We start from the raw sequence: 24,182 nt of genomic DNA, 5'->3' as shown, positions 1-24,182 counted from the left end.
TATGATAATTTTTACACTAACTAAGAGAAGAGTTTCTACTTTTGGTCATGAATTTGTTTAAACCTTTTTATTCTCAACTTAAAAATTTATAGCCAAAAAGAATGAAGTACACTACATTACCTGGTACAGATATACGAGTAAGTAAAATATGCCTGGGAAGCATGACCTGGGGAGAACAAAATACCGAAGAAGAAGGGCACCAACAGTTAGACTATGCCATTGATAAAGGGATTAATTTTATTGATACGGCAGAGTTATATTCTGTGCCAGCGAATAAGGAAACCCAAGGAAGCACAGAAAGAATTATCGGAACATGGTTAAAAAAAACTAATAAACGTGATGAGGTAGTTATTGCTACAAAAATTGTAGGCCCCAGAGATTTTGTTAATCATATTCGTACAGGAGGTTTTACAAAAGCAGAATTTACCGATGCGATACATAAAAGCTTACAACGCTTACAAACTGATTATATTGATCTGTATCAATTGCATTGGCCAGAACGAAATACTAATTTCTTTGGAGTTAGAGGCTATACACATGACGAAGCAGAGCGATGGGAGGATAATTTTGGTGAAGTATTAAGTTACCTTCAGGATTTTGTTGCAGCAGGAAAGATACGACAAATAGGCCTTTCTAATGAAACACCTTATGGGGTAATGCGCTATGCAGAAGAAGCTCGAAAAGGAGCACCAAAAATGATTACAGTTCAAAACCCTTATAATTTATTAAACCGAAAAGATGAGGTAGGTCTTACCGAAGTTTTACATCGCGAAAATATTGGGCATTTACCTTACTCTCCTCTTGGTTTTGGGCAATTAACGGGAAAATACCTCGAGGAAACCCCAAAAAATGCAAGAGTAACCTTATTTCCGCAATTTGCTAGATATCATAACGAGAAATCTTTTGAAGCAACAAGGGCGTATAATGAGATAGCAAAAAAACATGGTATAAGCTTAACTCAAATGGCTTTGGCATTTATAAATGACCGCCCTTTTGTAACCAGTAATATTATTGGTGCTACATCACTGGATCAGTTAAAAGAAAATATTGGTAGTATCGATATCACGCTTTCTGATGCAATTTTAGATGAGATAGAGGCAATACATGAAAATAATCCTAATCCTGCTCCTTAACCAAATAAAAACTCAACTACATCTTCGATTTTGGTAACCATCTGAATTTGAATTTGAGTATTTTGCAGAGATATTTTATTGTATTTAGAAACAAAGATAGTAGAGAAACCTAGTTTCTCTGCTTCTTGTATACGTTGCTCTACTTTGGTTACAGGGCGTATTTCTCCTGCCAGACCGACCTCTGCAGCAAAGCAAAAATCTTTAGGAATAGGAATGTCCTCGCTTGAGGATAATATGGCAGCAACTACTGCCAGATCAATTGCAGGGTCATCTACAGAGATGCCTCCTGTAATATTAAGGAATACATCTTTGGCTCCCAATCTAAAACCAGCACGTTTCTCTAAAACTGCCAGGATCATATTAAGACGTTTAAGGTTATACCCTGTTGCACTACGTTGCGGGGTCCCATATACCGCAGTACTCACTAAAGCTTGTACTTCTATCATAAGAGGCCTCATGCCTTCTACGGTAGAAGCTATAGCGGTGCCACTTAGTTCTTCTTCCTTTTTAGAGATCAGAATCTCACTGGGGTTAGTAACTTCTCGTAAGCCGCTTCCTTGCATCTCGTATATTCCTAACTCAGAGGTAGATCCAAATCTATTTTTTAAAGCACGTAAAATTCTGTATACATGGTTTCGATCTCCTTCAAACTGTAGTACGGTATCAACCATATGCTCCAGGATTTTTGGACCGGCGATATTGCCATCTTTTGTAATATGACCAATTAATACTACAGGCGTTGCCGTTTCTTTGGCAAACTTGATTAATTCTGTAGTACATTCTCTGATCTGGGAAATGCTTCCCGCACTACTTTCTATATAATCACTATGTAAAGTTTGGATAGAATCTATAATAACGATATCGGGTTGAGTTTCCTCAATCTGCCTAAAGATATTTTGAGTTTTAGTTTCGGTGAGAATTAAGCAATTGTCTGTTTTAGAATGAATACGTTCTGCACGCATCTTAATTTGCTGCTGGCTTTCTTCACCAGAAACATATAATGTTTTATAAGGTAATTTAAGACTAATCTGTAGTAGCAATGTACTTTTTCCTATTCCTGGTTCACCTCCCAGTAGTGTTAAAGAACCAGGTACCAACCCTCCTCCGAGTACTCGATTTAATTCGGCGTCATCTGTATTATACCGGGCTTCCTGGCTAGTGTCAATTTCTGAAATTCGTAAAGGCTTGGCGGTTCTACTTGTTTTAGGACTAGATGTAGCACTTTTCCAATCACTAGTCGAAGCTTTTTGAACGATTTCTTCGGCAATAGTATTCCACTCTTTACAAGATGTACATTGTCCTTGCCATTTAGAATATTGTGCTCCACAATTCTGACAAAAAAAAACAGTTTTGGTCTTAGCCATAGAAGATTGATAAGAGTGTAAAAATACTATTATTTTAATAATACAGTAAACAAAAATGAACTCTTAAATGAGCATCAAATATTTTTGTTTGGATTTTAAAAATCAATCTTCTTAATAGGAAATGTGGTATCTTTATATAGTATACAGAGGTCTATCTCTGAATATTTTTTATTAACCAATAAAATATACCATTATGAAAATTCTAAAATTAACCGGAGTAAAACTAATTAGTAAAATTGCTCAAAAAGAAATTAATGGAGGCTCTCCCAATTCTGCTTGTTGTAGTTTGGATAAGACTAAGTGCATGGTAGAATGTATAAACGCCGGGAACAGTTCTGGGGTGTGTTACTTACGATGCTTGAGCTGCTGCTAATAAATGTAATAATCCTCGAGACAGAGTTTCGAGGAATTTTTTAGATTAAAATCTTATGAAGCTTGTCGCTATATAGTGACAAGCTTCCTTTTTATGTGTTATAAAAACTAATTTATTTTTACCAGCCAAAATCTTCTTTAATTTTATTGACTTTATCCAGCATATAATCTTTGGTTAAGAAAGCGACTTCAGAGAGTTGAAAACCACTTTCATAAGCTCTCATAGCTTTTTTGGGTTCTCCTGTTTGTTCATAGAACATACCTAAATAATAATGTCCCAGCATTAAATCAGAATGCTCTTTTATAGCTAGCTTACCTAAAGGTTCTAATTCTGACCAGTTTTCCTTTTTTTCGAGAGCAGTAGATACTGCAATAAAATCGTTAATTCTTATTTTACGTTTAATACCATACAGTTTTTCTGTAGTTTTATACATATCTACAAGATAGTCATAGGGCGAAGTTTCTAGTGTAAGAAGAACTTCTTTATATGTTTTCTTGCTTATAGGGCGATACATTTCAAAAATACCTTCGAGAGCATTAGGAATAGCTTTTCCAACCAAAGTATAATGAGAAGATTCTTCAAAATTATCAAAGAAATAACTCATTTCAGGATTTTCTATTACAGATAGCTTCTCATCTAGTGCAATGAGACTCTTTTTGATATTATCGGCGTCATTAGTTGCAGTAGCCAGATAATACCAAATATCAGAAGAAGTCTCTAATTTGCTCGAAATTCGATCTCCCATTGGTGGTCCTAATTCTGGGCTAATGCATATATATCCCTGAAAAATAGGATTGTCTTTAAATAAAAAGTAATTTATAAAATTAGCAGTATAATCATGTCCAACAATAATCTTAAGTTGAGCGGTGCGATAATTTTCATTTAGGTAAGGAACTAGCTCTTGTCCTATAAATTCATAGAATTCTGCTCCTTTTAGAGTAGGTAAAAATTCTGCAGTATCATATCTGCAATCATCTTCTCTGGTTTTTCTTTGATTAACACCAACAACAATTGATTCTGGCATATCTTCCCAATAGGAAAAATAATCCACGTTTCCGGCAACGGGTTCGAATAAGTAATCCCCATCAAGAACAATAATCAAGGGATATATTTTGTCTTCATTTTTCTTATAATTACGCGGAAGTTGAATTTTTAACTCTCTACTTTGGTCTAATTTGATAGATCTGAAAGACTCATATATTGTTTGTCCATAGCTGGAAACAACAAAAATACAAGCTATAATAAGAGTCACACTTTTTTTCATAAGTATTAGGATTAAGGTTAAGCAAGGGACAATATATAAATTATTTCGTTATTGTTCTCTGTTTAAAATAGGGAGAAACAAAAAGGATAACGCCCCAATGATTATATTTATTGCGGTCTGTGAGGTCCATAATATCCAACCAAAAGCTTCTCCTGCTGGTTTTTCGATATCAAAAAGTAATAAGATTGCAGCAATGGCGATAGGAAATGCACCAATACCTCCATTGGTAGTAGACATAGCAAATGTTCCTGCTACAAAGGTGGCCAATATAGGACCTATTGATAAAGAGGCAGTTTCGGGAACCGTATATTTAATAACATAAAACATCACTACATAAAGTATCCATATAAGAAAAGTGTGAAACACAAAAGCTCTTTTTTGTTTTACCTTAGAAATACTTTTTACTCCTTCTAGAAGACCATTTCCAAAATTTCGCAATTTAATAAGTATTGGATTGTTAGAAGTTTTTATAATTTTCAGGAACATTATTCCGGCAAGTAATAGTCCAAGTAAAATAGCAAGAGTGATAAAAGGGCTTGCAATTTTTTCTTCTAAGTATGATAAAAGAAGTTCTGATTGAAAAAGTAGTGTGATACCTATCACTAATAAAAGCATAAGCAAATCAATAACTCGTTCTGAGATAATGGTTCCAAAAGCTTTTTTAAAAGGAACACCTTCATACGTTGATATCGTACCGCCACGTAGAATTTCTCCAGATCTTGGGATTCCCAGATTCGCAAGGTATCCCACCATAACAGCCATAAAACTATTTGATAGTTTGATAGGATATCCCAAAGGTTCTAATAAAAATTTCCACCGATATGCTCTTGAGAGATGTGAGATAATTCCCAAAATTATAGAAAGAATAATCCATTTAGGATCTGCTTGTGTAATATACTGAAGCGTTTTTTGTCTTTCTTCTGGGGTTGCTGAAGCGATAGAATACCAAATTAAAAAAACTCCCAATGCTAAAGGGAGTATAGTTTTAAGAAACTTTATAAGTTTAGGGTTCACTATCTATTTTAATAAATTATTTTCCTCGTTTGGGAAAAGAAGTCTTGGTTTGAAGTTTTTAGCTTCTTCAATATCCATCATGGCATAGGTGATTAGTATTAATACATCTCCTTTTGCTACTTTTCGAGCAGCAGCACCATTTAATGTAATTTCACCACTGTTTCTAGGTCCTGGGATAGCGTAAGTTTCTAAACGCTCTCCATTATTATTATTTACAATCTGTACCTTTTCTCCTTCAACAATATTAGCAGCATCCATTAGATCTTGATCTATTGTTATACTACCGATATAATTAAGATCGGCACCAGTCACCTTAACGCGATGAATTTTTGATTTTACTACGTGTACAAACATGTTACAAAGTTAGTTATTTTTTAATTTAGGGCAATGTTATCAATGAGTCTTATTTCTCCTGCAAATACAGCTATAAAAGCTCTGTATTTGGTGTCTTTTTGTTTTCGCTTAATGGATTTTAAGTCAGATACCTTTGCAATTTCAAAGTATTCTAATTTTAACTCATCATTGTTTTTGAATTGTTCTGATACCCATTTGTTTAAGGTATGAACACTTTTTGTGCCAAAGTCTTTTTTTACCTGTTTCAGAGTCGAATAAATCAAAGGAGATTCGCTAAGTTGTTTCTGGTTAAGCCTTTTATTTCGAGAGCTTAAAGCTAACCCACTTTCTTCTCTATAGATAGGGCACCCAATAATTTGAACTGACATTTTTTCAATTTCAACTAATTTTTTAACAATTTGAAGTTGTTGAAAATCTTTTTCGCCAAAGTAGGCTTTATCCGGATTAACAATAGTAAAGAAATGTTTTAAGACTGTCCCGACTCCATCAAAATGACCAGGTCTGTATTTGCCTTCCATTTCATTTTCTAATCCCCTAAAATCATAATTAATGGATAACATTTCATCTCCATACACCTCTTTTGGCGTAGGAGCAAATACAATTATTTCTTTAGATAATTCTGATAAAAGCTCAATATCAGAATCCAAGGTTCGAGGATAATTAACTAAATCTTCGGTAGTATTAAACTGTGTAGGGTTTACAAAAATACTAACTACAACTTTTTGATTTTCTTTGAGAGCTCTTTCTATCAGTGCAAGATGGCCCTTATGCAATGCTCCCATTGTAGGAACAAATCCAATGGTTTTGTTCTGCTTATTAAAAGCTGCAACATCGTCTAGTATATCTCGTCTTTTTCCGTGTACCCGCATTTGGTGTATAACTTAAAGGCGTGCAAAAATAAGATATTACTGGCAGACTGCATAAATTTTCGTAATTTTGCAAAATTAATTCCAAAAGGAGGACGATAAAAGTATCGATTATATGAAAGATAAGAGGATATTGTATGTATCATCAGAAGTAATACCTTACCTGCCAGAGACTGAAATCTCATCTATGTCTTTTGAAGCACCAAGAATGGTAAATAATAAAGGGGGTCAAATAAGAATTTTTATGCCTAGATATGGCAATATCAATGAGAGGAGGCATCAGTTACATGAAGTAATTCGGCTTTCGGGTATGAATTTAGTAATTAATGATCTGGATATGCCCCTTATTATTAAAGTTGCTTCGATTCCAAAAGAACGAATGCAAGTTTATTTTATCGATAATGAGGATTATTTTAAAAGAAAAGCAACGTTAACTGATGAAGAAGGAAAATTATTTCCGGATAATGATGAGCGAGCAATCTTTTTTGCCAAAGGAGTGATTGAAACAGTTAAGAAATTAAACTGGTCACCAGATGTGATTCATGTACATGGATGGTTAGCTTCTCTTTTGCCATTATACTTAAAGAATTATTATGCTAATGAGCCTCTTTTTGGTCAAAGTAAAATTGTTACTTCTGTGTATAATAATGGTTATGACGGGATATTGGATAAGAATATGATGGAAAAAGTGAAGTTTGACGGAATAGATGAAGAAAAAATAAATGATTTAGCTCAACCAACATATAGTAACCTTATGAAGGTGGCTGTTGATAATTCTGATGCTATTATTGTGGGGTCCGAAGAAATTCCATCTGAGCTTGTAGAACATTTAAAAACAATAGACCAACCAGTTTTAGAATATAAAAAACCAGATGAATTTGCTGATGCCTATGAAACCTTCTATCAGACAGAGGTATTGGTATAAGCAAAACGACGAAATTATTTATGAAATTGAAGAATATTTTAATTAGAATAACGGTTATAGTAGCTGTTGTTTTTACCTTTTTGTCTTGTAACGATGATTTTGATTCTGTTGGTAGCGAGGTTGTTGGAGGTGTTAATTTTGAAGACAAACAGTACTCTGCAGTGCCAATAACATATAGTAAAAAATTCGAAAGAGTACGTACAAATAGTTTGCCGATTGATCAACGAGGAACTACCCATTCTAATTTGTTAGGAGTCTATAATGATCCTATATATGGACAATCAGTATATAGTATTTTATCTCAGATTCAACCCTCAAAATTAAATCCAACTTTCGGGACTAATGCAGTATTAGATAGTGTTGTTTTTAGTTTACCATATTTTAGTACCGCGACAAGCACAGCATCGGTTCAAATAGGTAATGTTACCGAGACAGCAACTACCTATAGATTAGATTCAATTTATGGAAACCAACCTTTTAAACTGTCGTTGTATAAATCCAATTACTTTTTAAGAGATTTTGATCCAGAATCTAATGAAAGACAAGTCTATTATTCTGATGATGTCGAAACTAACTTTGGGGCAGAAGTAGAACAAACATTACTGTATACTAATAATAATTTTGTTCCTTCAGCTAAAGAAGTTATTACAACAACTGAAACTAATACCAATGGAGAGACTACGACCAAAAGGGAGAGGTTGACTCCTAGATTAAGAGTTGAGCTTCCGGATGAAGCAAAAACTCTGTTTTCAACATTGTTCCTGGATAAAGTAGGTAGCCCAGAGCTTAGCAATGTAAATAATTTTAGAAATTATTTTAGAGGAATTTATATTAAGGCAGAACCTGTTAATGATAACGGAAATCTAATATACCTTAACACAAGAAATGCTCAGATAACCCTTCATTATAGTTTTGATGAGACTTCAAATGGTACAACTACTCGTAAACAAGATAAACTGGATTTAAATTTCTCTAATACTTTTATAAACTCTATAAAAACTACTTTAGATCCAACTATCGCTGAAGAGCTAAAAGAGGAAAATCAGGATACTGTAAACGGAGAAGATAATTTGTATCTAAAAGGAGGTGATGGTTCATATGCGGTAATCGATTTATTTGGAGGCAACGTTACTAATGAAAATGGCGAAGAGGAAAATGAACTTAGTTTCTTAAAAAGACAAGATTGGTTAATTAACGATGCAAGTCTAAAATTCTATATCGATCAGGATAAAGTAACAGGAGGAGATACAGAACCCGAAAGAATTTTTATATTTAATATTGAGACAGGAGCAGTTCTTCTCGATTATTTTTTGGATGGGAGCGTTAATTTAGATACTCCCTTGACTTCTGTTATTAACCATTTGGGAAGAATCAGTCGTGATTCTGATAAGAACGGAGAATTTTATAGAATAAAAATGACACAGCATATCCTAAACATTTTAAAAGGTGAAATTGAAAATGCTAAACTAGGGTTGTCAGTGTCTCAAAACGTAAACATAATAACAAACGCAATAGGTGATACCCCCACAACTAAGAATGAGATAATTCCCTCCTCATCAATAGTTTCCCATGAAGGGACAGTGCTCTACGGAAATGGAGTAAATGTTCCCGAATCAAAACGTTTAAAACTTGATATTTTTTATACATCATCAAAGGAAAACTAACAATATTTTAAAAACTTAAATTATGTGCGGAATTGTAGGGTACATAGGGCATAGAGAAGCCTATCCAATTGTTTTAAAAGGTTTAAAAAGATTAGAATACAGAGGCTATGACTCTGCAGGGATAGCTCTTTACGATGGGAAAGACATCAAATTGTCTAAAACCAAAGGAAAAGTAGCAGATCTGGAAAAGCGATTATCAAAAGAAATTCCTACAAAAGGGAATATAGGAATAGGACACACAAGATGGGCCACACATGGGGTTCCTAATGATGTGAATTCGCATCCACATTATTCTAACTCGGGTAATCTGGTAATTATTCATAACGGAATCATAGAAAATTATGATGCTCTTCGTAAAGAGTTGATTAATAGAGGGTATACATTTACTTCGGAAACCGATACAGAAGTGTTGGTAAATCTTATAGAAGATGTAAAAACTAAAGAAAATGTAAAATTGGGTAAAGCAGTTCAAATTGCTTTAAATCAAACCATAGGGGCTTATGCAATAGCTATTTTTGATAAGCAAAAACCAGATGAAATTGTTGTCGCAAGATTGGGTAGCCCGCTAGCTATTGGAGTTGGTGAGGATGAGTTTTTTATTGCTTCTGATGCATCTCCTTTCATAGAATATACAAATAATGCAATTTACCTCGAAGATGGCGAAATGGCGGTTGTGAGAAGGAATAAGGGAGTTAAGGTAAGGAATATTAAAGACGATAAACTTGTAGATCCATATTTGCAAGAACTGCAAATTAACCTGGAGCAGATAGAAAAAGGAGGATATGATCATTTTATGCTCAAAGAAATTTATGAGCAGCCTAATGCGATTAGCGATACCTATAGAGGTAGAATACGAGTTGCAGAAGGGATTATAAAAATGGCAGGTATCGATGATAATCTTGCTAAACTATTAAATGCAAAACGTATTATTGTTATTGCTTGTGGTACTTCATGGCATGCTGGTTTAGTAGCAGAATATATTTTTGAAGAATTGGTTCGTATACCTGTCGAGGTAGAGTATGCATCAGAGTTTAGATATCGAAACCCAGTAATACATCAAGATGATGTTGTAATCGCAATATCACAAAGTGGTGAGACAGCAGATACAATGGCTGCAATTAAACTTGCTAAAGAAAATGGAGCTTTTGTTTTTGGAGTCTGTAATGTGGTAGGGTCCTCAATCTCAAGAGAAACTCACGCAGGAGCTTATACCCACGCCGGACCAGAAATAGGAGTTGCTTCTACAAAGGCATTTACTACTCAAATAACAGTACTATCTTTAATAGCATTAAAACTAGCAGAGAGAAAAGGAACAATTTCTAATAGTGATTTTCATTATTACCTGCAGGAATTAGAGCGAATTCCAGAAAAAGTTAAAAAGACTTTAGAGTCTAATGATCATATTAAGTTTATTGCAGATACCTATAAAGACGCAAAAAATTTCCTGTATTTAGGTAGAGGTTATAATTTTCCTGTTGCTTTAGAAGGAGCATTAAAATTAAAGGAAATATCATATATACATGCAGAAGGATATCCGGCGGCAGAAATGAAACATGGACCAATTGCATTAATTGACGAACAAATGCCAGTTGTTGTAATAGCGACCAAAAAAGGACACTATGATAAAGTGGTAAGTAATATTCAGGAAATTAAATCCAGAAAAGGAAAGATTATCGGGATTGTTACAGAAGGAGATGTTACTGTGAAAGAACTGGCAGATCATGTTATAGAAATACCAGAAACAGAAGAATTTTTAACACCTCTTCTTACAACGATACCGCTGCAATTATTATCGTATTATATTGCTGTAATGTTGGATAAAAATGTAGACCAACCAAGAAACCTTGCAAAGTCTGTAACTGTAGAATAAAGAGTTCTCTTAAATAGAGATCAATTAAAATATGGAAACCCTATCTGAAAATTTTCGGATAGGGTTTTTAGCTTTTATTAGAGGTAGAATAATAGATAAAAACTACTAAATGATGATAATGTTGTATAATGGTTTTTTGAATAATGAAATCACAAAATTTTGGCTATTTTATTGATGGATTGTTAAAAAAACGTATATTGTTGTCATAACTATTAAAACTTAGGGGCATGAAAAAAATTACATTAGTAATAATGATGATGGTATGCATTATTGCTACTGCACAAACAACAATTAGCGGAAAGGTTGTTGATGATGGTAACCAGCCTATTCCTGGAGCTAATATTACATTAAAAAACTCATCTTCGGGAACAGTAACAGATTTTGACGGTATTTTTACTTTAACAGTCCAGGAATCACCCCCTTTTACAATAATAGCCAGTTCTGTAGGGTTTGAATCCTCATCAATAGATATATCTTCACAAACTACAGATTTAACTATTGTCTTGAAAGAAGGTACAGAGCTTGATGAGGTAATTATTTCGGCTTCCAGAACACCAGAGCGTATCTTCGAATCCCCAGTGAGTGTTGAACGTTTCGGAATTAAAGAAATTAAAAATACACCTTCAGTAGATTTCTATGATGGATTAGAAAATCTTAAAGGAGTAGATATCAATACTAACAGTTTAACATTTAAATCAATTAATACTAGAGGTTTTGCAGATTTTGCCAATACGCGTTTTGTGCAATTGGTAGATGGAATGGATAACACAGCACCAGCTCTTAATTTTGTATTAGGAAACCTGTTAGGGATGACAGAATTAGATGTCAATAGTGTAGAACTATTGCCTGGAGCATCTTCTGCATTATATGGAGCAAATGCTTTTAACGGAATTCTGTTTATGACAAGTAAAAACCCATTTGATCATCATGGGATTAGTGCATATTTTAAAGGAGGAATTACCTCACAAGAAGCAGCAGGAGATAATGAGTTTTATGATTATGGAATTAGGCTTGCGCATAAGTTCTCAGAGAAATTCGCCGCAAAAGCTAATTTCTCGTATCTGCGAGGTACAGATTGGTTTGCAACCAATACCGTTAATGTTTTAAATCCAATTACAGATAGATCAGACCCTAATTATGACGGTCTTAATGTGTATGGTGATGAGGTGAGTACAAATATAAGAGGTGTAGGAGAAGCTCTTGTAAATAGAGGGATTTTACCAGCTGGAGCCGAAAACTTGCTGCCAGACGAAAGTGTTAGTAGAACAGGGTATAATGAGCAAGATTTAAATGCTAATAAAGCAGAAAGTATAAAATTTGATGCAGCATTACACTATAGGCCATTTGCTAATGATTTTGAAGTTATTTATAACGGAAAAGTAGGTAGAGGAACTACAATTTATCAAGGAGCAAATCGATATTCGATTCGTAATTTTTTCTTGCAACAACATAAATTAGAATTTAAAAACAATAATTTTTTTGTTAGAGGATATTTAACAGATGAAAGTGCGGGAGATTCTTATGATACAAGATTTACCGGGATTAATATTAATAGAAAATGGAAAGATGATCAAACTTGGTTTGGAGAATATGCAGGAGCTTTTGTACAGGCAACATTAGCGGGCCAATTGCCAGAGCAAGCGCATCTTATTGGGAGACAAACAGCCGATACAGGTCGTTTTATACCAGGAACACCAGAATTCGAACAAGCCTTTAAAGCAGTAACCAGTGATCCCAATCTATTAACAGGATCAAAATTTCAAGACGCTTCTCAGTTAAGACACGTAGATGTTAACTATAACTTAAGTCATATTACAGGAGATTTTGCAGATATTCAGGTGGGAGGATCATTTAGAGAATATAAATTGAATTCTTCAGGTACAATCTTTACGGATTTTGATGGACCAATTAGGTATTCTGAATATGGAGCATATACACAAATTCAGAAAAAATTTGCAGATGAAAGAGTAAAAGTAACAGGATCTATACGGTATGATAAATCTGAATTATTTGATGGTAATTTATCACCTAGATTATCAATAGGATATACCTTGGGTAATGAGCGAAATCATAATATCCGTGCCTCTGTACAAACAGGGTTTAGAAACCCAACTACACAGGATTTATATATTGGTCTAGATGTAGGACGCGCAATATTGGTTGGATCAGCAAGAGATAATTTAGATAGGGATGTAAGATCATTTGATGATTTAAGCGGAGCAGGTGAAACTATTGTAGGGTCTGATGCTGTTACAATAACAGGTAGAGCAGCTTATGAAAATTCGTTTTCGGCAAGTTCTGTGACAAATGGAGCACCAGAAGCTTCTGGTGCAACCCTTGTAGAGCCAGAAAAAATTACTGCTTTCGAAATAGGGTATCGTGGTAAAATAAAGAAATTTGTTATTGATTTAAGTGGGTATTATAACCAGTATACAGATTTTATATCAACCGAAAATGTGTTAGTGCCATATTACGGTCAGGTAGGAGACGGAACATTATCACTTCTTGCATTACAGAATGATGATTTTAAAGTGTATCAAGCATATACAAACTCAGATGTAGACATAAAATCTTTTGGAGCTACAATTGGTGTAAATACTAGGATTCCGGGAAATTTTGATTTAGGTGTTAACTATACTTACGCCGAACAGGATTTTGATAAAGATAAAGACCCTGATTTCAGAACTAATTTTAATACACCAAAGCATAAAGTAAAAGCTACGTTTGGACATACAAATTTGTTTGAAAATTTTGGGTTTAACACTAGTTACCGTTGGACTGATAACTACTTGTGGGAAGCTTCATTTGGGGATGGTAATGTACCATCTTTCTCGGTAATCGACGCTCAGATAAATTATAAAATTCCAAAACTGAAAACTACTCTTAAAGTTGGCGCGACTAATATTGGAGGAGATGAATATTTTACGGCATTTGGAACTGGATTTATTGGATCCCAGTATTACATAGGCTTGTCAATAAACAATTTGTAGGCAACGATTAAAAAACAATAAAAAAAGAACAAATGAATACTCAATATAAATGGTTAATACTCCTGTTAATTTTTGGATGTATTTCTTGCGAATCAGATGATGATGCCTCTACTACAGGAGGAGAAGTGGTAATTACCTCTGGGAATGCAGATTTTTCAAAATATGTTTCCTTAGGAAATTCTTTGGCTGCCGGATTTACCGATGGAGCCTTGTTTATTGCTGGACAGGAAAATTCGATGCCTAATATTTTGGCAAAGCAATTTGCTCTGGCAGGAGGAGGAGAATTTACACAGCCTTTAATGAATGATAATATAGGAGGAGCCCTGGTAGCAGGAACCCCTACTTTAAACCCGAGGTTTTATTTTTATAGCGATCCAAATCCTGATCCGCCTAATGAATCGGGACCACGATTATTAGGAACCACTCCGGGGGATGATACTCCAGAAATACCTACCACAGAAATAACAAATATAATATCAGGACCTTTTAATAATATGGGAATTCCTGGAGCTAAAAGTTTTCATTTGCCAGCAGCAGGATATGGTAACGTGGCAGGGTTACCAAGTATGGCTAATCCTTATTTTGTGAGAATTGCTTCTGGCCCTACAGCATCTGTACTCGGAGATGCTATGGCTCAGAATCCAACATTTTTCTCATTGTGGATCGGTAATAACGATGTCCTGGGATATGCTTTGTCGGGAGGAGATGGTACAGATCCGATTACAGATGAAACTATATTTACACAGGCTTATAATGCGATAGTTACCACGTTAACTTCTGGTCAAGCAAAAGGAGTAGCGTTTAATATTCCTGATGTAACATCTATACCGCATTTTACAACTGTACCTTATAACCCCGTTCCTCTAGATGCTGCAACAGCAGGAGCTGTTAATCAGGGATATGCAGCCTATAATGCAGGTTTGTTGCAAATAGAAGGCCTTGGAGGAATTGATGAGGCAGAAAGAAAAGCCAGAACAATCGAATTTGCAGCAGGGCAAAATGCAGTTGTAATCGAAGATGAAAGTCTGACAAATCTAACCGGGTCTGGTTTGCCAAATTACAGGCATGCTACCGCAGAGGATTTATTAATATTACCAAGTTCTTCTTTTATCGGTACTACCGTTGGAGGAAATCCATTATTAATAAACGGAGTTTCAGTTCCTTTAGAAGATAAATGGGTGTTAATACCTGCAGAACAACAGGAAATATCTGCAGCAACTACTACGTTTAATACCATAATAAGTACAGCAATACAGCAAGCTGGTTTAGCATTTGTAGATGCAAATACAATTCTTAAAGAAGCTTCAGAAAACGGAGTTATGTTTGATGATTTTTTACTACAGGATGATTTGGTTTTTGGTGGTGCTTTTTCTTTAGATGGAGTACACCCTACAGCTAGAGGCTATGCTTTTTTAGTAAATAAAGCAATAGAGTCTATAAATGCTACATACGGTTCTAATCTGCCAATGGTAAAAGCAGTAGATTACCCAACTTTTTATTCGGCTTTGTTAAAATAGAACGTGTAATCTAAAATAATAAGACCCACTATAGATACTCTAAAGTGGGTTTTTTTTATGCTGTTTGCCGAATAGAATGAGAATTATAATTTCTTTCTATTAATTGAAAATATATAGAAAGTAAAAAAGATATAAGTATATATCCTAAAACTACAAATGTAGCTCCCTGAAAAATGATATCAATATCAAACCAACTACCATAGTAAAGTATAAAATACAATCCCATTGCAAGCTTAATACATTCTGCAAACAAAGAAATTATATGTCGATCCATTAGAGATGTATAAGCAAATATTGATACCCCTAGAAAGATAGAGTAGTTTACAATTTGGATAAACTCCAGATCTCCAACACTAATCAACAAGTAATACATAAGTGCTACTGTAATTACAAGCTGCACCCATGACCACAATTTTAGTACCAATGAACTTTCTGTTTTATATTTTTGTCGGGAATAAGGATTAGTAATAATTTGTATAGGATATTTTTCTTTTACATCCTCTGGTCGCCATCCTGTTGGCATAAACCATATCTTAATTTTATCAAGCCAATTTCGGGTTCTCCAAGCATCTTTTAATATTCCCCAAATGTGCATAAAATTGATAAAAAAAGGATTCCAGGTATTTACTGGCTTTTTCACACCATAAATCGGTGGTTTGTCTGGTAATTCTTCTTGAAAAGTTCCAAAAAGTTTATCCCAGAAAATGAATATTTCAGAATAGTTTTTATCCAGATATTCATCGTTAATAGCATGATGAACCCTGTGATGAGAAGGAGTAACAATAATATGCTCTAAAAACCCCATTTTGTTAATTAGTCGGGTATGATACCAAAATTGAGCAAAGAAATGAATAGGAGCAACAAATGCAACTATATGCGCAGGGATTCCAACTAATGCTAATGGGATATATAGAAAAAAATAAATAGCAACTATTGCCGATACATTTTGACGTAAAGCACATGCTAAATTAAATTCTTCACTACTGTGATGTATAATATGTCGGTTCCAGAATACATTAATAGTATGATTAAAACGGTGAGACCAATAGCCAACAAAATCCAACCCGATAAAGGTTAAGATATATATCAAAATTGTAGATTTAATTTCTATTAAAGCCAGATGTTCAACCATCCATTCGTAGCTTAGAATAATAACAGTAAGGCCTATCAGGCTTTTGAGCGTGTTTGTGATACCAGAACTAATACTCGAAATTGTATCCATACCTTCATTAACTGGTATTTTTTTCCATCTACTAATTAAATATTCGATAAGTATAAGTACAATAAAGCCAGGTATTGCATAGCTTAATGCTGTTGCATAAGTTTCCATTTAATGAGTTTTATCTAAAAATAAGGATAAATATTTATTTCGAAAAACTAATTCATTCAAACAATTCAAACCTGCCATATAACCATAAAAAAAGAGATGTTATGGGAGTAGAAAAAAGAAGTAAAGTACTACTTAAAAAAAACTAAAGAAATTGAGTTATTTTTTTCATTTTAAAAGACTATATTTGCAGCCTGAAAAAAGCTAGTATTCAGTATGGTTGAGTACTTGATTTTTTTAACATAGTTAAATACTAAACATTAAATAGTTATATAATGTCTAAAGTTACAGGTAAAGTATCTCAAATTGTAGGTCCGGTTATCGATGTAGAATTCGCAGCTGGTACTGAATTACCAAAGATTTATGATTCGTTAGAAATTAACAAAACAGACGGTAGTAAACTAGTGTTAGAAGTTCAGTCTCACATTGGTGAAGATACTGTGCGTACTATTGCAATGGATTCCAGTGATGGATTAAGCAGAGGAATTGAAGTAGTTGCAACTGGAGCTCCTATCCAAATGCCAATAGGTGGTGATGTATATGGACGTCTATTTAATGTAATTGGAGATGCGATTGATGGTCTTGGTGATCTTCCTAAAGCAGGAAAAGAAGGACTTCCAATTCACCGTCAAGCTCCTAAATTTGAAGATTTATCAACTTCTACAGAAGTTTTATTTACTGGGATTAAAGTAATTGATCTTATTGAGCCTTACGCAAAGGGAGGTAAGATTGGATTATTTGGTGGTGCTGGTGTAGGTAAAACAGTACTTATCCAGGAGTTGATTAATAATATTGCAAAAGGACATGGTGGTCTTTCTGTATTTGCAGGAGTAGGAGAAAGAACACGTGAAGGTAATGACCTTCTTCGTGAAATGCTAGAATCTGGAATTATCAAATACGGAGATGATTTTATGCACTCTATGGAAAATGGAGGATGGGATCTTTCTAAAGTAGATAAAGAAGTAATGAAAGAATCTAAAGCTACTTTCGTGTTCGGACAAATGAATGAGCCTCCAGGGGCGCGTGCACGTGTAGCATTATCGGGTCTTACTATAGCAGAATATTTCCGTGATGGAGCTGGAGATGGACAAGGAAAAGATGTACTTTTCTTCGTAGATAATATCTTCCGTTTTACACAAGCAGGTTCTGAGGTATCAGCACTTCTAGGACGTATGCCATCTGCGGTAGGGTACCAACCAACATTAGCAACAGAGATGGGTGTGATGCAAGAGCGTATTACCTCTACAAAGAAAGGATCGATTACATCTGTACAGGCAGTTTACGTACCTGCAGATGACCTTACCGATCCTGCACCAGCAACAACATTTGCCCACTTAGATGCAACAACAGTATTATCACGTAAAATTGCTGAGCTAGGGATATACCCAGCGGTAGATCCATTAGATTCTACTTCTAGAATCCTTACTGCAGACATTCTTGGTGATGAGCATTACAATTGTGCACAACGAGTAAAAGAGTTGTTACAACGTTATAAAGAATTACAGGATATTATTGCTATCCTTGGTATGGAAGAACTATCTGAAGAAGATAAATTAGCTGTAGGACGTGCTCGTCGTGTGCAACGTTTCTTATCTCAACCATTCCATGTAGCAGAACAATTTACTGGTATACCAGGATGTTTAGTAGATATTAAAGATACCATTAAGGCATTTACAATGATTATGGATGGTGAATTAGATCACCTGCCAGAAGCAGCATTTAACCTTAAAGGAACAATCGAAGAAGCTATAGAAGCTGGTGAAAAAATGTTAGCAGAGGCATAAAACAGTAGTGAGGAGTTAGTAATTGAGTAGTGAGATTAATTTCTTTCTCATTATTGTCTAAATACTAATTGCTCAATACTCAATACTTAAAAATATGTATTTAGAAATAGTAACTCCAGAAGCAATATTATTTAGCGGTGAAGTAACTTCGGTTGCGGTGCCAGGAATAAATGGAGAGTTTCAGATGTTAGATAATCACGCACCTATTGTTTCTTTACTAGGAAAAGGAGATGTAAAAGTGTATGGTGAGATGAATCTAGAAGAAGAAGTTGCTGATAAATTCACCAAAGGTGGAAATGGAGCAACACTACTTTCTATTACCTCGGGAACTATCGAAATGAAAGATAATAAGGTTATTGTACTTGCAGATTAGCACAGTACTTAATTAAGGTTTTTTTATTATATATTTAATCCCTATTAATAATTTAATAGGGATTTTTTATGCTTTTAAATAAATCATGTCCATATTCAATATCGTTTAGATACCACTTTTTGATTGCTGCCATTCTAGGCATAATAGTAGTGTTTATTATTGTTTTTCTACACCCATTAGGATCTAATAATTTTACAAGTCCTTTTAAAACCCTCTACTTTACAGGATATGGAGTTATTATATTTTTCACCTATTTGATTGCTGTAATTTTTTCTAATGGATATTACTTACGTTTCAAAATCTGGAAATGGATAGAAGAACTGATTTTTTGCTTATTTTTTATAATTATCGCCATTATAATTGCTTTTTTCTACACAGAAGTGATTATCAATAAAACACCAGAACGACTTACTTTAATTTTGTTTTTAAACTGGTTTAAAATGGTGTTTCTCGGATTTGGTGTCATTATGTTTGTAGTCACGGTTTTATTGAGAAGCTATTACAAATCGATGAATAATGTGATGTCAGAAAAGAGAAAACCTCCTGTCGAACAATCAAAAATTAAGTTGAAAGGTACATTAAAAAAGGAGTTGTTTTCTGTAGAAGAAACATCTATCGTCTATGTTAGATCTGAAGATAATTATGTGTATATATATTATGTAGAAGAAGAATTATTGAAAGAGAAAATGCTTAGAAATACCTTAACAAATATAGAAAAACAGCTTTCATCCTTAATCAAAGCACATAGGTCATATTTAATTAATCCAGATTTTATTATTTTATTAAAAGGAAATGCTCAAAATGCAAAACTTCAGTTAAAAAATATTGAAGACTATATTCCTGTATCAAAAACATACTTTACATCTGTAAAAAACACTATTAATTAGCCAAGAGTTAATAGTATTTCACCCCAAAATGTATTTGTTTACCACAAAAAGTAAGTAGCGATAACTTTATTTTTTTTCAGAATACCGAGTTCTTTTCATTTGTGTCATTAATTAAAAATTACACTTATGAAAAAAATAGTAAAAACAATAAAATGGTTGGCGGTAACCATTATTTCTATTCTCATTATAACTGTTTTGTGGATTCGATTTTCGAGATTTACTGATACAATGATATATAAAACTAATGGGCTTGCATATGATAGTTTTCAAACCGAGTATGCTCATCAAGAATATTATTATGAGATAGATAAAAATGTAAAGATTCATGCAGTGCTTTTTAAGCCAGATTCCTCTATTCCTCCTATAGGAACAATTATACATTATTCGGGAAAAGGAATGCATTTAATGTCATCTCAGAAATATTATAAATCAATATTAAATAAGGGGTTTCAGGTATTTAATTTTGAGCGAAGAAATTTTGGTAAATCTACAGGAACAGCAGATAATTCTGTACAACTAAAAAAAGATGCTCTTTATGTTTTTGATGAAATAATAAAGCATGAAGATGTTGTAGACACTCCTATCATTATTTGGGGACAATCATTAGGAGGTGCTTTTGCAATCATGAATGCCGCAGAAAGACAAGAGAAAATAGATGGTCTTATTGTAGAAGGTACGTTTAGTTCCTTTCCTGATATCGGAAAAGTATATGCAAATGCATTACATATGGAAAACTTTAAAGCACTTGTACCTTTGTTAATGAATAATGATTTTCCTGCAGAAAAAGAAATCAAAAAAATCAAAAAACCTGTATTGGTAATACACAGTCATAATGACAAACAAGTTCCATATAAATTGGGTGAAAAACTATACGAATCTTCAAATAAAGATAATACCGAATTTTGGAAAGTAAAGGGCAAGCATATTAAAGCACTATTTGATTACGAAAAAGAATATATAGGTAAATTTTTGGAAATGATTAATAATTGAGTGATAGTTAATCTAAATCATTGATTTTTAGATAAAATTATGTTAAACAGCCTTTTTTGGTAAAAAGGTTTTATACTTTTCGAGAGCATATTAATCACTCTAATGTTAAAACCTTACATATGATTCAAAGACTAATCACCTTTGTAGTTATACTAAGCACCTCATTGATTTCTGCTCAGAAAAAAACGTTGACTCATGCTGACTACGATTTATGGAAAAATATTACTGATGTTAAAGTATCAGATAAAGGGAAATTAATTGTATCTACTATTGAAACCAATACCAAAAGAGGAGACGGCTATATAGAGATATATAATACTCAAAATAAAACTAAATTTAAGTACCCTAATGGATATGATACTTCAATATCCTCAGATGAAAACTATGTAGTTTTTAAGAAAAGACCTAAATATCAACTCACCAGAACAGAGAAAAAGAAAGAAATAAAAAAAGAGGATAGAACTAAAGATGGATTGTTTATCTATGATGTAAAAAATAATACTATTTATGATTCTATCTTAAGGGTGAAGAAATATAAAATGCCTAAAAAACAAGAAGGTTGGTTGGTCGTTGAAAATTTTAAAAAAGTAAAAAAGAGAATAGGAAAGAAAAAAAACCTATCCGAACAAAAAAACGATAGTATAGACAACAATGCTCCAATGGCATTTAAACAGAATTATGCCTTGGTTTACAATCTAAAAACAAAACAAAAAGATACGATTCATCAAATAAAAGATTTTATTCTACCCGAGAAAGGAAAAACATTTTATTATACGTTAAAAAATAAAAAGGATAAACAAAAAGATATTGGAGTTTATGAGTATAACTTAACGTCTGGAGCAAAAATAGCTATTGATACTACAAAATATATTTATGATAAACTGGCAGTATATAAAGATGGAAATCAATTTGTCTATCTATCTGCAGTTGATTCTACGGCAATAGACTCCTTAAGGTTTGAGTTGTATTATTATAAAAATAGTAAACTGCAAGAGCTTGTAAATACTCCGGATAAAAACCTTAGAGAGAACTGGGAATTGAGTAAAGATCAAACGCCTTTTTTCTCTGATAATGGAGATAGGTTATATTTTTATTCAAAGCCAAAAGTAGTATACTCAAAAGATACTACATTATTAAAAGATGAAATACCACAGGTAGATGTTTGGAACTGGCAGGATAAATTGATTCAGCCAGAACAGAAATCAAAGTTTGAACAACTTAATAAAAAAGCATTTTTATCATACTATGATACCAAATCTAACCAATATGTTCATATTCAGGATCACACTATCGAAACGCTAAATTTTGATAAAAATAAGGAACAACAATATATAATAGGGGCAACAACATCTCCATATGATATAATGCGGTCGTGGGATTATCCATGGACAAAAGATTATTATGTGATTAATACCAATACAGGAAATAAACATTTGATTCTTAAAAACAAAGGGAGACAGCCTATTCTTTCTCCAGATGGACAATATGCTTTGCATTATGACATGAAAGAAAAACATTGGTTTTCGATTGATTTATCTGCATTGAAAAAAACAAACCTTACCAACGAGTTGGATGTAGCATTTTATGATGAAGATGATGATCATCCTTCTCTACCCTCTCCTTATGGTTTTGGGGGATTTGATTCAAGAGGAAACGCATTGATTTATGATAAATTTGATATTTGGCAAGTTTCTCTTTCTGGAAAAGAAAAACCAATAAATCTTACGCAAAACGGAAGGAAAAACAATGTTGAGTATAGAACAGAAATGTTGGACCCTGAACAAAAAAACAAAGCAACATATTGTAATAAAGAATTACTCATTACGAGTTTTGATAAAGTAACAAAAGCTTCTGGGTTGTATACTTTGCGAAAAGGAAAATTGATTGAAAAAATCAGGCCTTCAGAATTTCGTATTAGCTCTTATAAAAAAGCAAAGAATGCCGAAGTGTATAGCTATAGAAAACAAAACTTCACTACATTTTCTGATCTTTATATAACTACAAATACTTTTCAAAATTCTGAGAGAATAACAGTAGTAAATCCACATCAAAAAGATTTTAAATGGGGAACTGCAGAGTTATTTTCATGGAAAACATACGATGGTAAAAAACTAGAGGGTATTATTTATAAACCCGAAGATTTTGACCCTTCAAGACAATACCCTTTGATCACTTATTTTTATGAAAAACGATCCGATAGCTATCGTAGTTATCATATGCCCAGACCCAGTGCTTCTATTGTAAACCCATCCTATTTGGTAAGTAATGATTATATCATGTTTGTTCCTGATATCGTATATGACGAAGGTAAACCAGGAGCCAGTGCATATAATTGTATAGTTTCGGGAGTAGAAGCATTAGAAGAATTGGGATATATAGATAGAGATAATATAGGAATACAAGGGCAAAGCTGGGGCGGATATCAGGTGGCATATCTGGTAACCGTTACTAATAAGTTTAAGGCAGCAATGGCTGGTGCTCCAGTAAGTAATATGACTTCTGCTTATGGAGGAATCAGATGGAAATCGGGATTGAGTAGAGCATTTCAATACGAAAGAACACAAAGTAGACTAGGTAAAAATCTATGGGATGGATTTGATCTTTATATTGAAAACTCACCACTTTTTGGTATCCCTAAAATAGAAACTCCATTACTAATGATGCATAATGACAACGATGGGGCAGTACCTTATTATCAAGGTATAGAAATGTTTATGGGAATGCGCAGATTACAAAAACCGGTATGGCTACTGGTGTATAATGAGGAAGCCCATAATCTGAAAAAAGTAAAAAACAAGCAGGACCTTTCTATCAGAATGATGCAGTTTTTTGATTATTATTTAAAAGGTGAGCCTGCTCCTAAATGGATGACCAAGGGTATTCCCAGAGTACAAAAAGGAAAAGACTTAGGATATGGTTTAGAGAATAGAAGAGCGTCTAGTATCACGCCCAGTTCCAATGAATAAGGTGCCATTCTATACCATTTGATTCATGAGTGATTAATGTTTTAAAACCAATGGCATAATGTGCTTGTAAAGAACGTGAATTATTTGAGGCTACTTCGGTGATTAAGAGATTGTATTTGTCTTGTAATTCAGTTTTCATGGTTTGATACAAACCTCTAAAAATCCCTTGTTTACGATAGGCTTTATCAATACATACTTGTCCCATTATTACATAGGATATCGAAGAATCTAAGTGGTTTTCGATGATAGAAAACATAGGTTTTAGGAGTTCTATATCATCCTTAAAATCTTTTAACATACACAATGCATACCCAACTACTTTATCACCGTCCTTAGCAATGATATGAGGTTGTTTGCTATTCATTTTTCTTAGAATATCAAGATCATGTTGCACAGAAACAAAACCCTCTGCTTCTTTTTCTGTTTGAGAAATTGAAATCGGTAGATTATCACGCTGAAGCACTAAAATCTGTTGCAATTCTACTTCAGAACTAATAACAGTGTACGTTATATTCATTGTA

19 protein-coding genes are annotated in these 24,182 nt (G+C 33.6%); 12 read left to right on the top strand and 7 right to left on the bottom strand.

From position 1 onward, the window contains the following. Positions 1-101 precede the first annotated feature (101 nt). Positions 102-1,133: an aldo/keto reductase gene (locus tag Z053_RS0108085; protein WP_025664529.1), complete on the top strand. Its 1,032-nt coding sequence runs from the start codon at positions 102-104 to the stop codon at positions 1,131-1,133. On the opposite strand, the gene radA is transcribed toward Z053_RS0108085, so the two are convergent. Continuing rightward, complete coding sequence (radA, locus tag Z053_RS0108080; RefSeq protein WP_025664528.1) at positions 1,130-2,497, bottom strand: DNA repair protein RadA; 1,368 nt, start codon at positions 2,495-2,497, stop codon at positions 1,130-1,132. The two genes, Z053_RS0108085 and radA, sit on opposite strands and share 4 nt — an antisense overlap. A gap of 193 nt (positions 2,498-2,690) precedes the next feature. On the opposite strand from radA, the gene Z053_RS31050 reads away from it, so the two are divergent. Continuing rightward, complete coding sequence (locus Z053_RS31050) at positions 2,691-2,870, top strand: hypothetical protein (protein ID WP_152538274.1); 180 nt, start codon at positions 2,691-2,693, stop codon at positions 2,868-2,870. A gap of 118 nt (positions 2,871-2,988) precedes the next feature. On the opposite strand, the gene Z053_RS0108075 is transcribed toward Z053_RS31050, so the two are convergent. The 4 genes from Z053_RS0108075 to panC are packed head-to-tail and all read right to left on the bottom strand — an operon-like array spanning position 2,989 to position 6,371. Continuing rightward, a complete protein-coding gene (locus Z053_RS0108075) occupies positions 2,989-4,134 on the bottom strand; it encodes an alpha/beta hydrolase (protein WP_025664527.1) in 1,146 nt (381 codons plus the stop codon). A gap of 48 nt (positions 4,135-4,182) precedes the next feature. Continuing rightward, on the bottom strand, positions 4,183-5,148 hold the full coding sequence (locus Z053_RS0108070; protein ID WP_025664526.1) for a lysylphosphatidylglycerol synthase transmembrane domain-containing protein: 966 nt from the start codon (positions 5,146-5,148) through the stop codon (positions 4,183-4,185). A gap of 3 nt (positions 5,149-5,151) precedes the next feature. Next, a complete protein-coding gene (panD, locus tag Z053_RS0108065) occupies positions 5,152-5,502 on the bottom strand; it encodes an aspartate 1-decarboxylase (protein ID WP_024768330.1) in 351 nt (116 codons plus the stop codon). Between the two features lie 20 nt (positions 5,503-5,522). After that, the gene (panC, locus tag Z053_RS0108060; RefSeq protein WP_025664525.1) at positions 5,523-6,371 is read right to left on the bottom strand and encodes a pantoate--beta-alanine ligase; all 849 of its coding nucleotides are present in this window, start codon (positions 6,369-6,371) and stop codon (positions 5,523-5,525) included. 112 nt (positions 6,372-6,483) lie between these two features. Here panC and Z053_RS0108055 point away from each other — a divergent pair, with 112 nt between their 5' ends. The 5 genes from Z053_RS0108055 (at position 6,484) to Z053_RS0108035 (ending at position 15,334) form a co-directional block, all read left to right on the top strand. Next, positions 6,484-7,293: a glycogen/starch synthase gene (locus Z053_RS0108055; RefSeq protein ID WP_025664524.1), complete on the top strand. Its 810-nt coding sequence runs from the start codon at positions 6,484-6,486 to the stop codon at positions 7,291-7,293. A gap of 20 nt (positions 7,294-7,313) precedes the next feature. After that, a complete protein-coding gene (locus Z053_RS0108050; protein WP_025664523.1) occupies positions 7,314-8,957 on the top strand; it encodes a DUF4270 domain-containing protein in 1,644 nt (547 codons plus the stop codon). 22 nt (positions 8,958-8,979) lie between these two features. Then, positions 8,980-10,827, top strand: a complete 1,848-nt coding sequence (gene glmS, locus Z053_RS0108045; protein WP_025664522.1) for a glutamine--fructose-6-phosphate transaminase (isomerizing) — start codon at positions 8,980-8,982, stop codon at positions 10,825-10,827. Positions 10,828-11,054: 227 nt separating this feature from the next. Next, entirely contained in the window at positions 11,055-13,817 is a 2,763-nt protein-coding gene (locus Z053_RS0108040) for a TonB-dependent receptor (protein WP_025664521.1), read from the top strand. A 32-nt stretch (positions 13,818-13,849) separates the two neighbouring features. Beyond that, entirely contained in the window at positions 13,850-15,334 is a 1,485-nt protein-coding gene (locus tag Z053_RS0108035) for a hypothetical protein (RefSeq protein ID WP_025664520.1), read from the top strand. Positions 15,335-15,389: 55 nt separating this feature from the next. Here the strand turns inward: Z053_RS0108035 and Z053_RS0108030 are convergent, their stop codons facing one another. Beyond that, on the bottom strand, positions 15,390-16,664 hold the full coding sequence (locus tag Z053_RS0108030; protein ID WP_025664519.1) for a sterol desaturase family protein: 1,275 nt from the start codon (positions 16,662-16,664) through the stop codon (positions 15,390-15,392). Between the two features lie 272 nt (positions 16,665-16,936). Between Z053_RS0108030 and atpD the strand changes: the two genes are divergently transcribed. The 5 genes from atpD (at position 16,937) to Z053_RS0108005 (ending at position 23,661) form a co-directional block, all read left to right on the top strand. Next, positions 16,937-18,445, top strand: coding sequence for a F0F1 ATP synthase subunit beta (gene atpD, locus Z053_RS0108025; RefSeq protein WP_025664518.1), 1,509 nt, complete (start codon positions 16,937-16,939; stop codon positions 18,443-18,445). A gap of 94 nt (positions 18,446-18,539) precedes the next feature. Continuing rightward, a complete protein-coding gene (locus tag Z053_RS0108020; protein WP_025664517.1) occupies positions 18,540-18,818 on the top strand; it encodes a F0F1 ATP synthase subunit epsilon in 279 nt (92 codons plus the stop codon). A 68-nt stretch (positions 18,819-18,886) separates the two neighbouring features. Continuing rightward, a complete protein-coding gene (locus Z053_RS0108015; RefSeq protein WP_081748232.1) occupies positions 18,887-19,705 on the top strand; it encodes a LytR/AlgR family response regulator transcription factor in 819 nt (272 codons plus the stop codon). A gap of 126 nt (positions 19,706-19,831) precedes the next feature. Further along, a complete protein-coding gene (locus Z053_RS0108010) occupies positions 19,832-20,695 on the top strand; it encodes an alpha/beta hydrolase (protein WP_025664515.1) in 864 nt (287 codons plus the stop codon). Positions 20,696-20,814: 119 nt separating this feature from the next. Beyond that, positions 20,815-23,661 (top strand): alpha/beta hydrolase family protein, encoded by a 2,847-nt coding sequence (locus Z053_RS0108005; protein WP_051476003.1) that lies wholly within the window; start codon positions 20,815-20,817, stop codon positions 23,659-23,661. Here the strand turns inward: Z053_RS0108005 and Z053_RS0108000 are convergent. Beyond that, the gene (locus Z053_RS0108000; protein WP_025664513.1) at positions 23,639-24,178 is read right to left on the bottom strand and encodes a GNAT family N-acetyltransferase; all 540 of its coding nucleotides are present in this window, start codon (positions 24,176-24,178) and stop codon (positions 23,639-23,641) included. The genes Z053_RS0108005 and Z053_RS0108000 overlap by 23 nt on opposite strands. Positions 24,179-24,182: the final 4 nt, after the last annotated feature.

Source organism: Aquimarina megaterium XH134 (assembly GCF_000520975.1).
GTDB lineage: Bacteria > Bacteroidota > Bacteroidia > Flavobacteriales > Flavobacteriaceae > Aquimarina > Aquimarina megaterium.
The sequence above is the reverse complement of the archived record's forward strand: the minus strand, read 5'-3'. Positions and strand labels throughout refer to the sequence as shown.

Excerpts from the sequence above, each read along its gene's own strand:
- Z053_RS0108085 (WP_025664529.1), top strand. The coding sequence starts at position 102 with ATGAAGTACACTACATTACCTGGTACAGATATACGAGTAAGTAAAATA.
- radA (WP_025664528.1), bottom strand. The coding sequence starts at position 2,497 with ATGGCTAAGACCAAAACTGTTTTTTTTTGTCAGAATTGTGGAGCACAA.
- Z053_RS31050 (WP_152538274.1), top strand. The coding sequence starts at position 2,691 with ATGAAAATTCTAAAATTAACCGGAGTAAAACTAATTAGTAAAATTGCT.
- Z053_RS0108075 (WP_025664527.1), bottom strand. The coding sequence starts at position 4,134 with ATGAAAAAAAGTGTGACTCTTATTATAGCTTGTATTTTTGTTGTTTCC.
- panD (WP_024768330.1), bottom strand. The coding sequence starts at position 5,502 with ATGTTTGTACACGTAGTAAAATCAAAAATTCATCGCGTTAAGGTGACT.
- panC (WP_025664525.1), bottom strand. The coding sequence starts at position 6,371 with ATGCGGGTACACGGAAAAAGACGAGATATACTAGACGATGTTGCAGCT.
- Z053_RS0108055 (WP_025664524.1), top strand. The coding sequence starts at position 6,484 with ATGAAAGATAAGAGGATATTGTATGTATCATCAGAAGTAATACCTTAC.
- Z053_RS0108050 (WP_025664523.1), top strand. The coding sequence starts at position 7,314 with ATGAAATTGAAGAATATTTTAATTAGAATAACGGTTATAGTAGCTGTT.
- glmS (WP_025664522.1), top strand. The coding sequence starts at position 8,980 with ATGTGCGGAATTGTAGGGTACATAGGGCATAGAGAAGCCTATCCAATT.
- Z053_RS0108040 (WP_025664521.1), top strand. The coding sequence starts at position 11,055 with ATGAAAAAAATTACATTAGTAATAATGATGATGGTATGCATTATTGCT.
- Z053_RS0108035 (WP_025664520.1), top strand. The coding sequence starts at position 13,850 with ATGAATACTCAATATAAATGGTTAATACTCCTGTTAATTTTTGGATGT.
- Z053_RS0108030 (WP_025664519.1), bottom strand. The coding sequence starts at position 16,664 with ATGGAAACTTATGCAACAGCATTAAGCTATGCAATACCTGGCTTTATT.
- atpD (WP_025664518.1), top strand. The coding sequence starts at position 16,937 with ATGTCTAAAGTTACAGGTAAAGTATCTCAAATTGTAGGTCCGGTTATC.
- Z053_RS0108020 (WP_025664517.1), top strand. The coding sequence starts at position 18,540 with ATGTATTTAGAAATAGTAACTCCAGAAGCAATATTATTTAGCGGTGAA.
- Z053_RS0108015 (WP_081748232.1), top strand. The coding sequence starts at position 18,887 with ATGCTTTTAAATAAATCATGTCCATATTCAATATCGTTTAGATACCAC.
- Z053_RS0108010 (WP_025664515.1), top strand. The coding sequence starts at position 19,832 with ATGAAAAAAATAGTAAAAACAATAAAATGGTTGGCGGTAACCATTATT.
- Z053_RS0108005 (WP_051476003.1), top strand. The coding sequence starts at position 20,815 with ATGATTCAAAGACTAATCACCTTTGTAGTTATACTAAGCACCTCATTG.
- Z053_RS0108000 (WP_025664513.1), bottom strand. The coding sequence starts at position 24,178 with ATGAATATAACGTACACTGTTATTAGTTCTGAAGTAGAATTGCAACAG.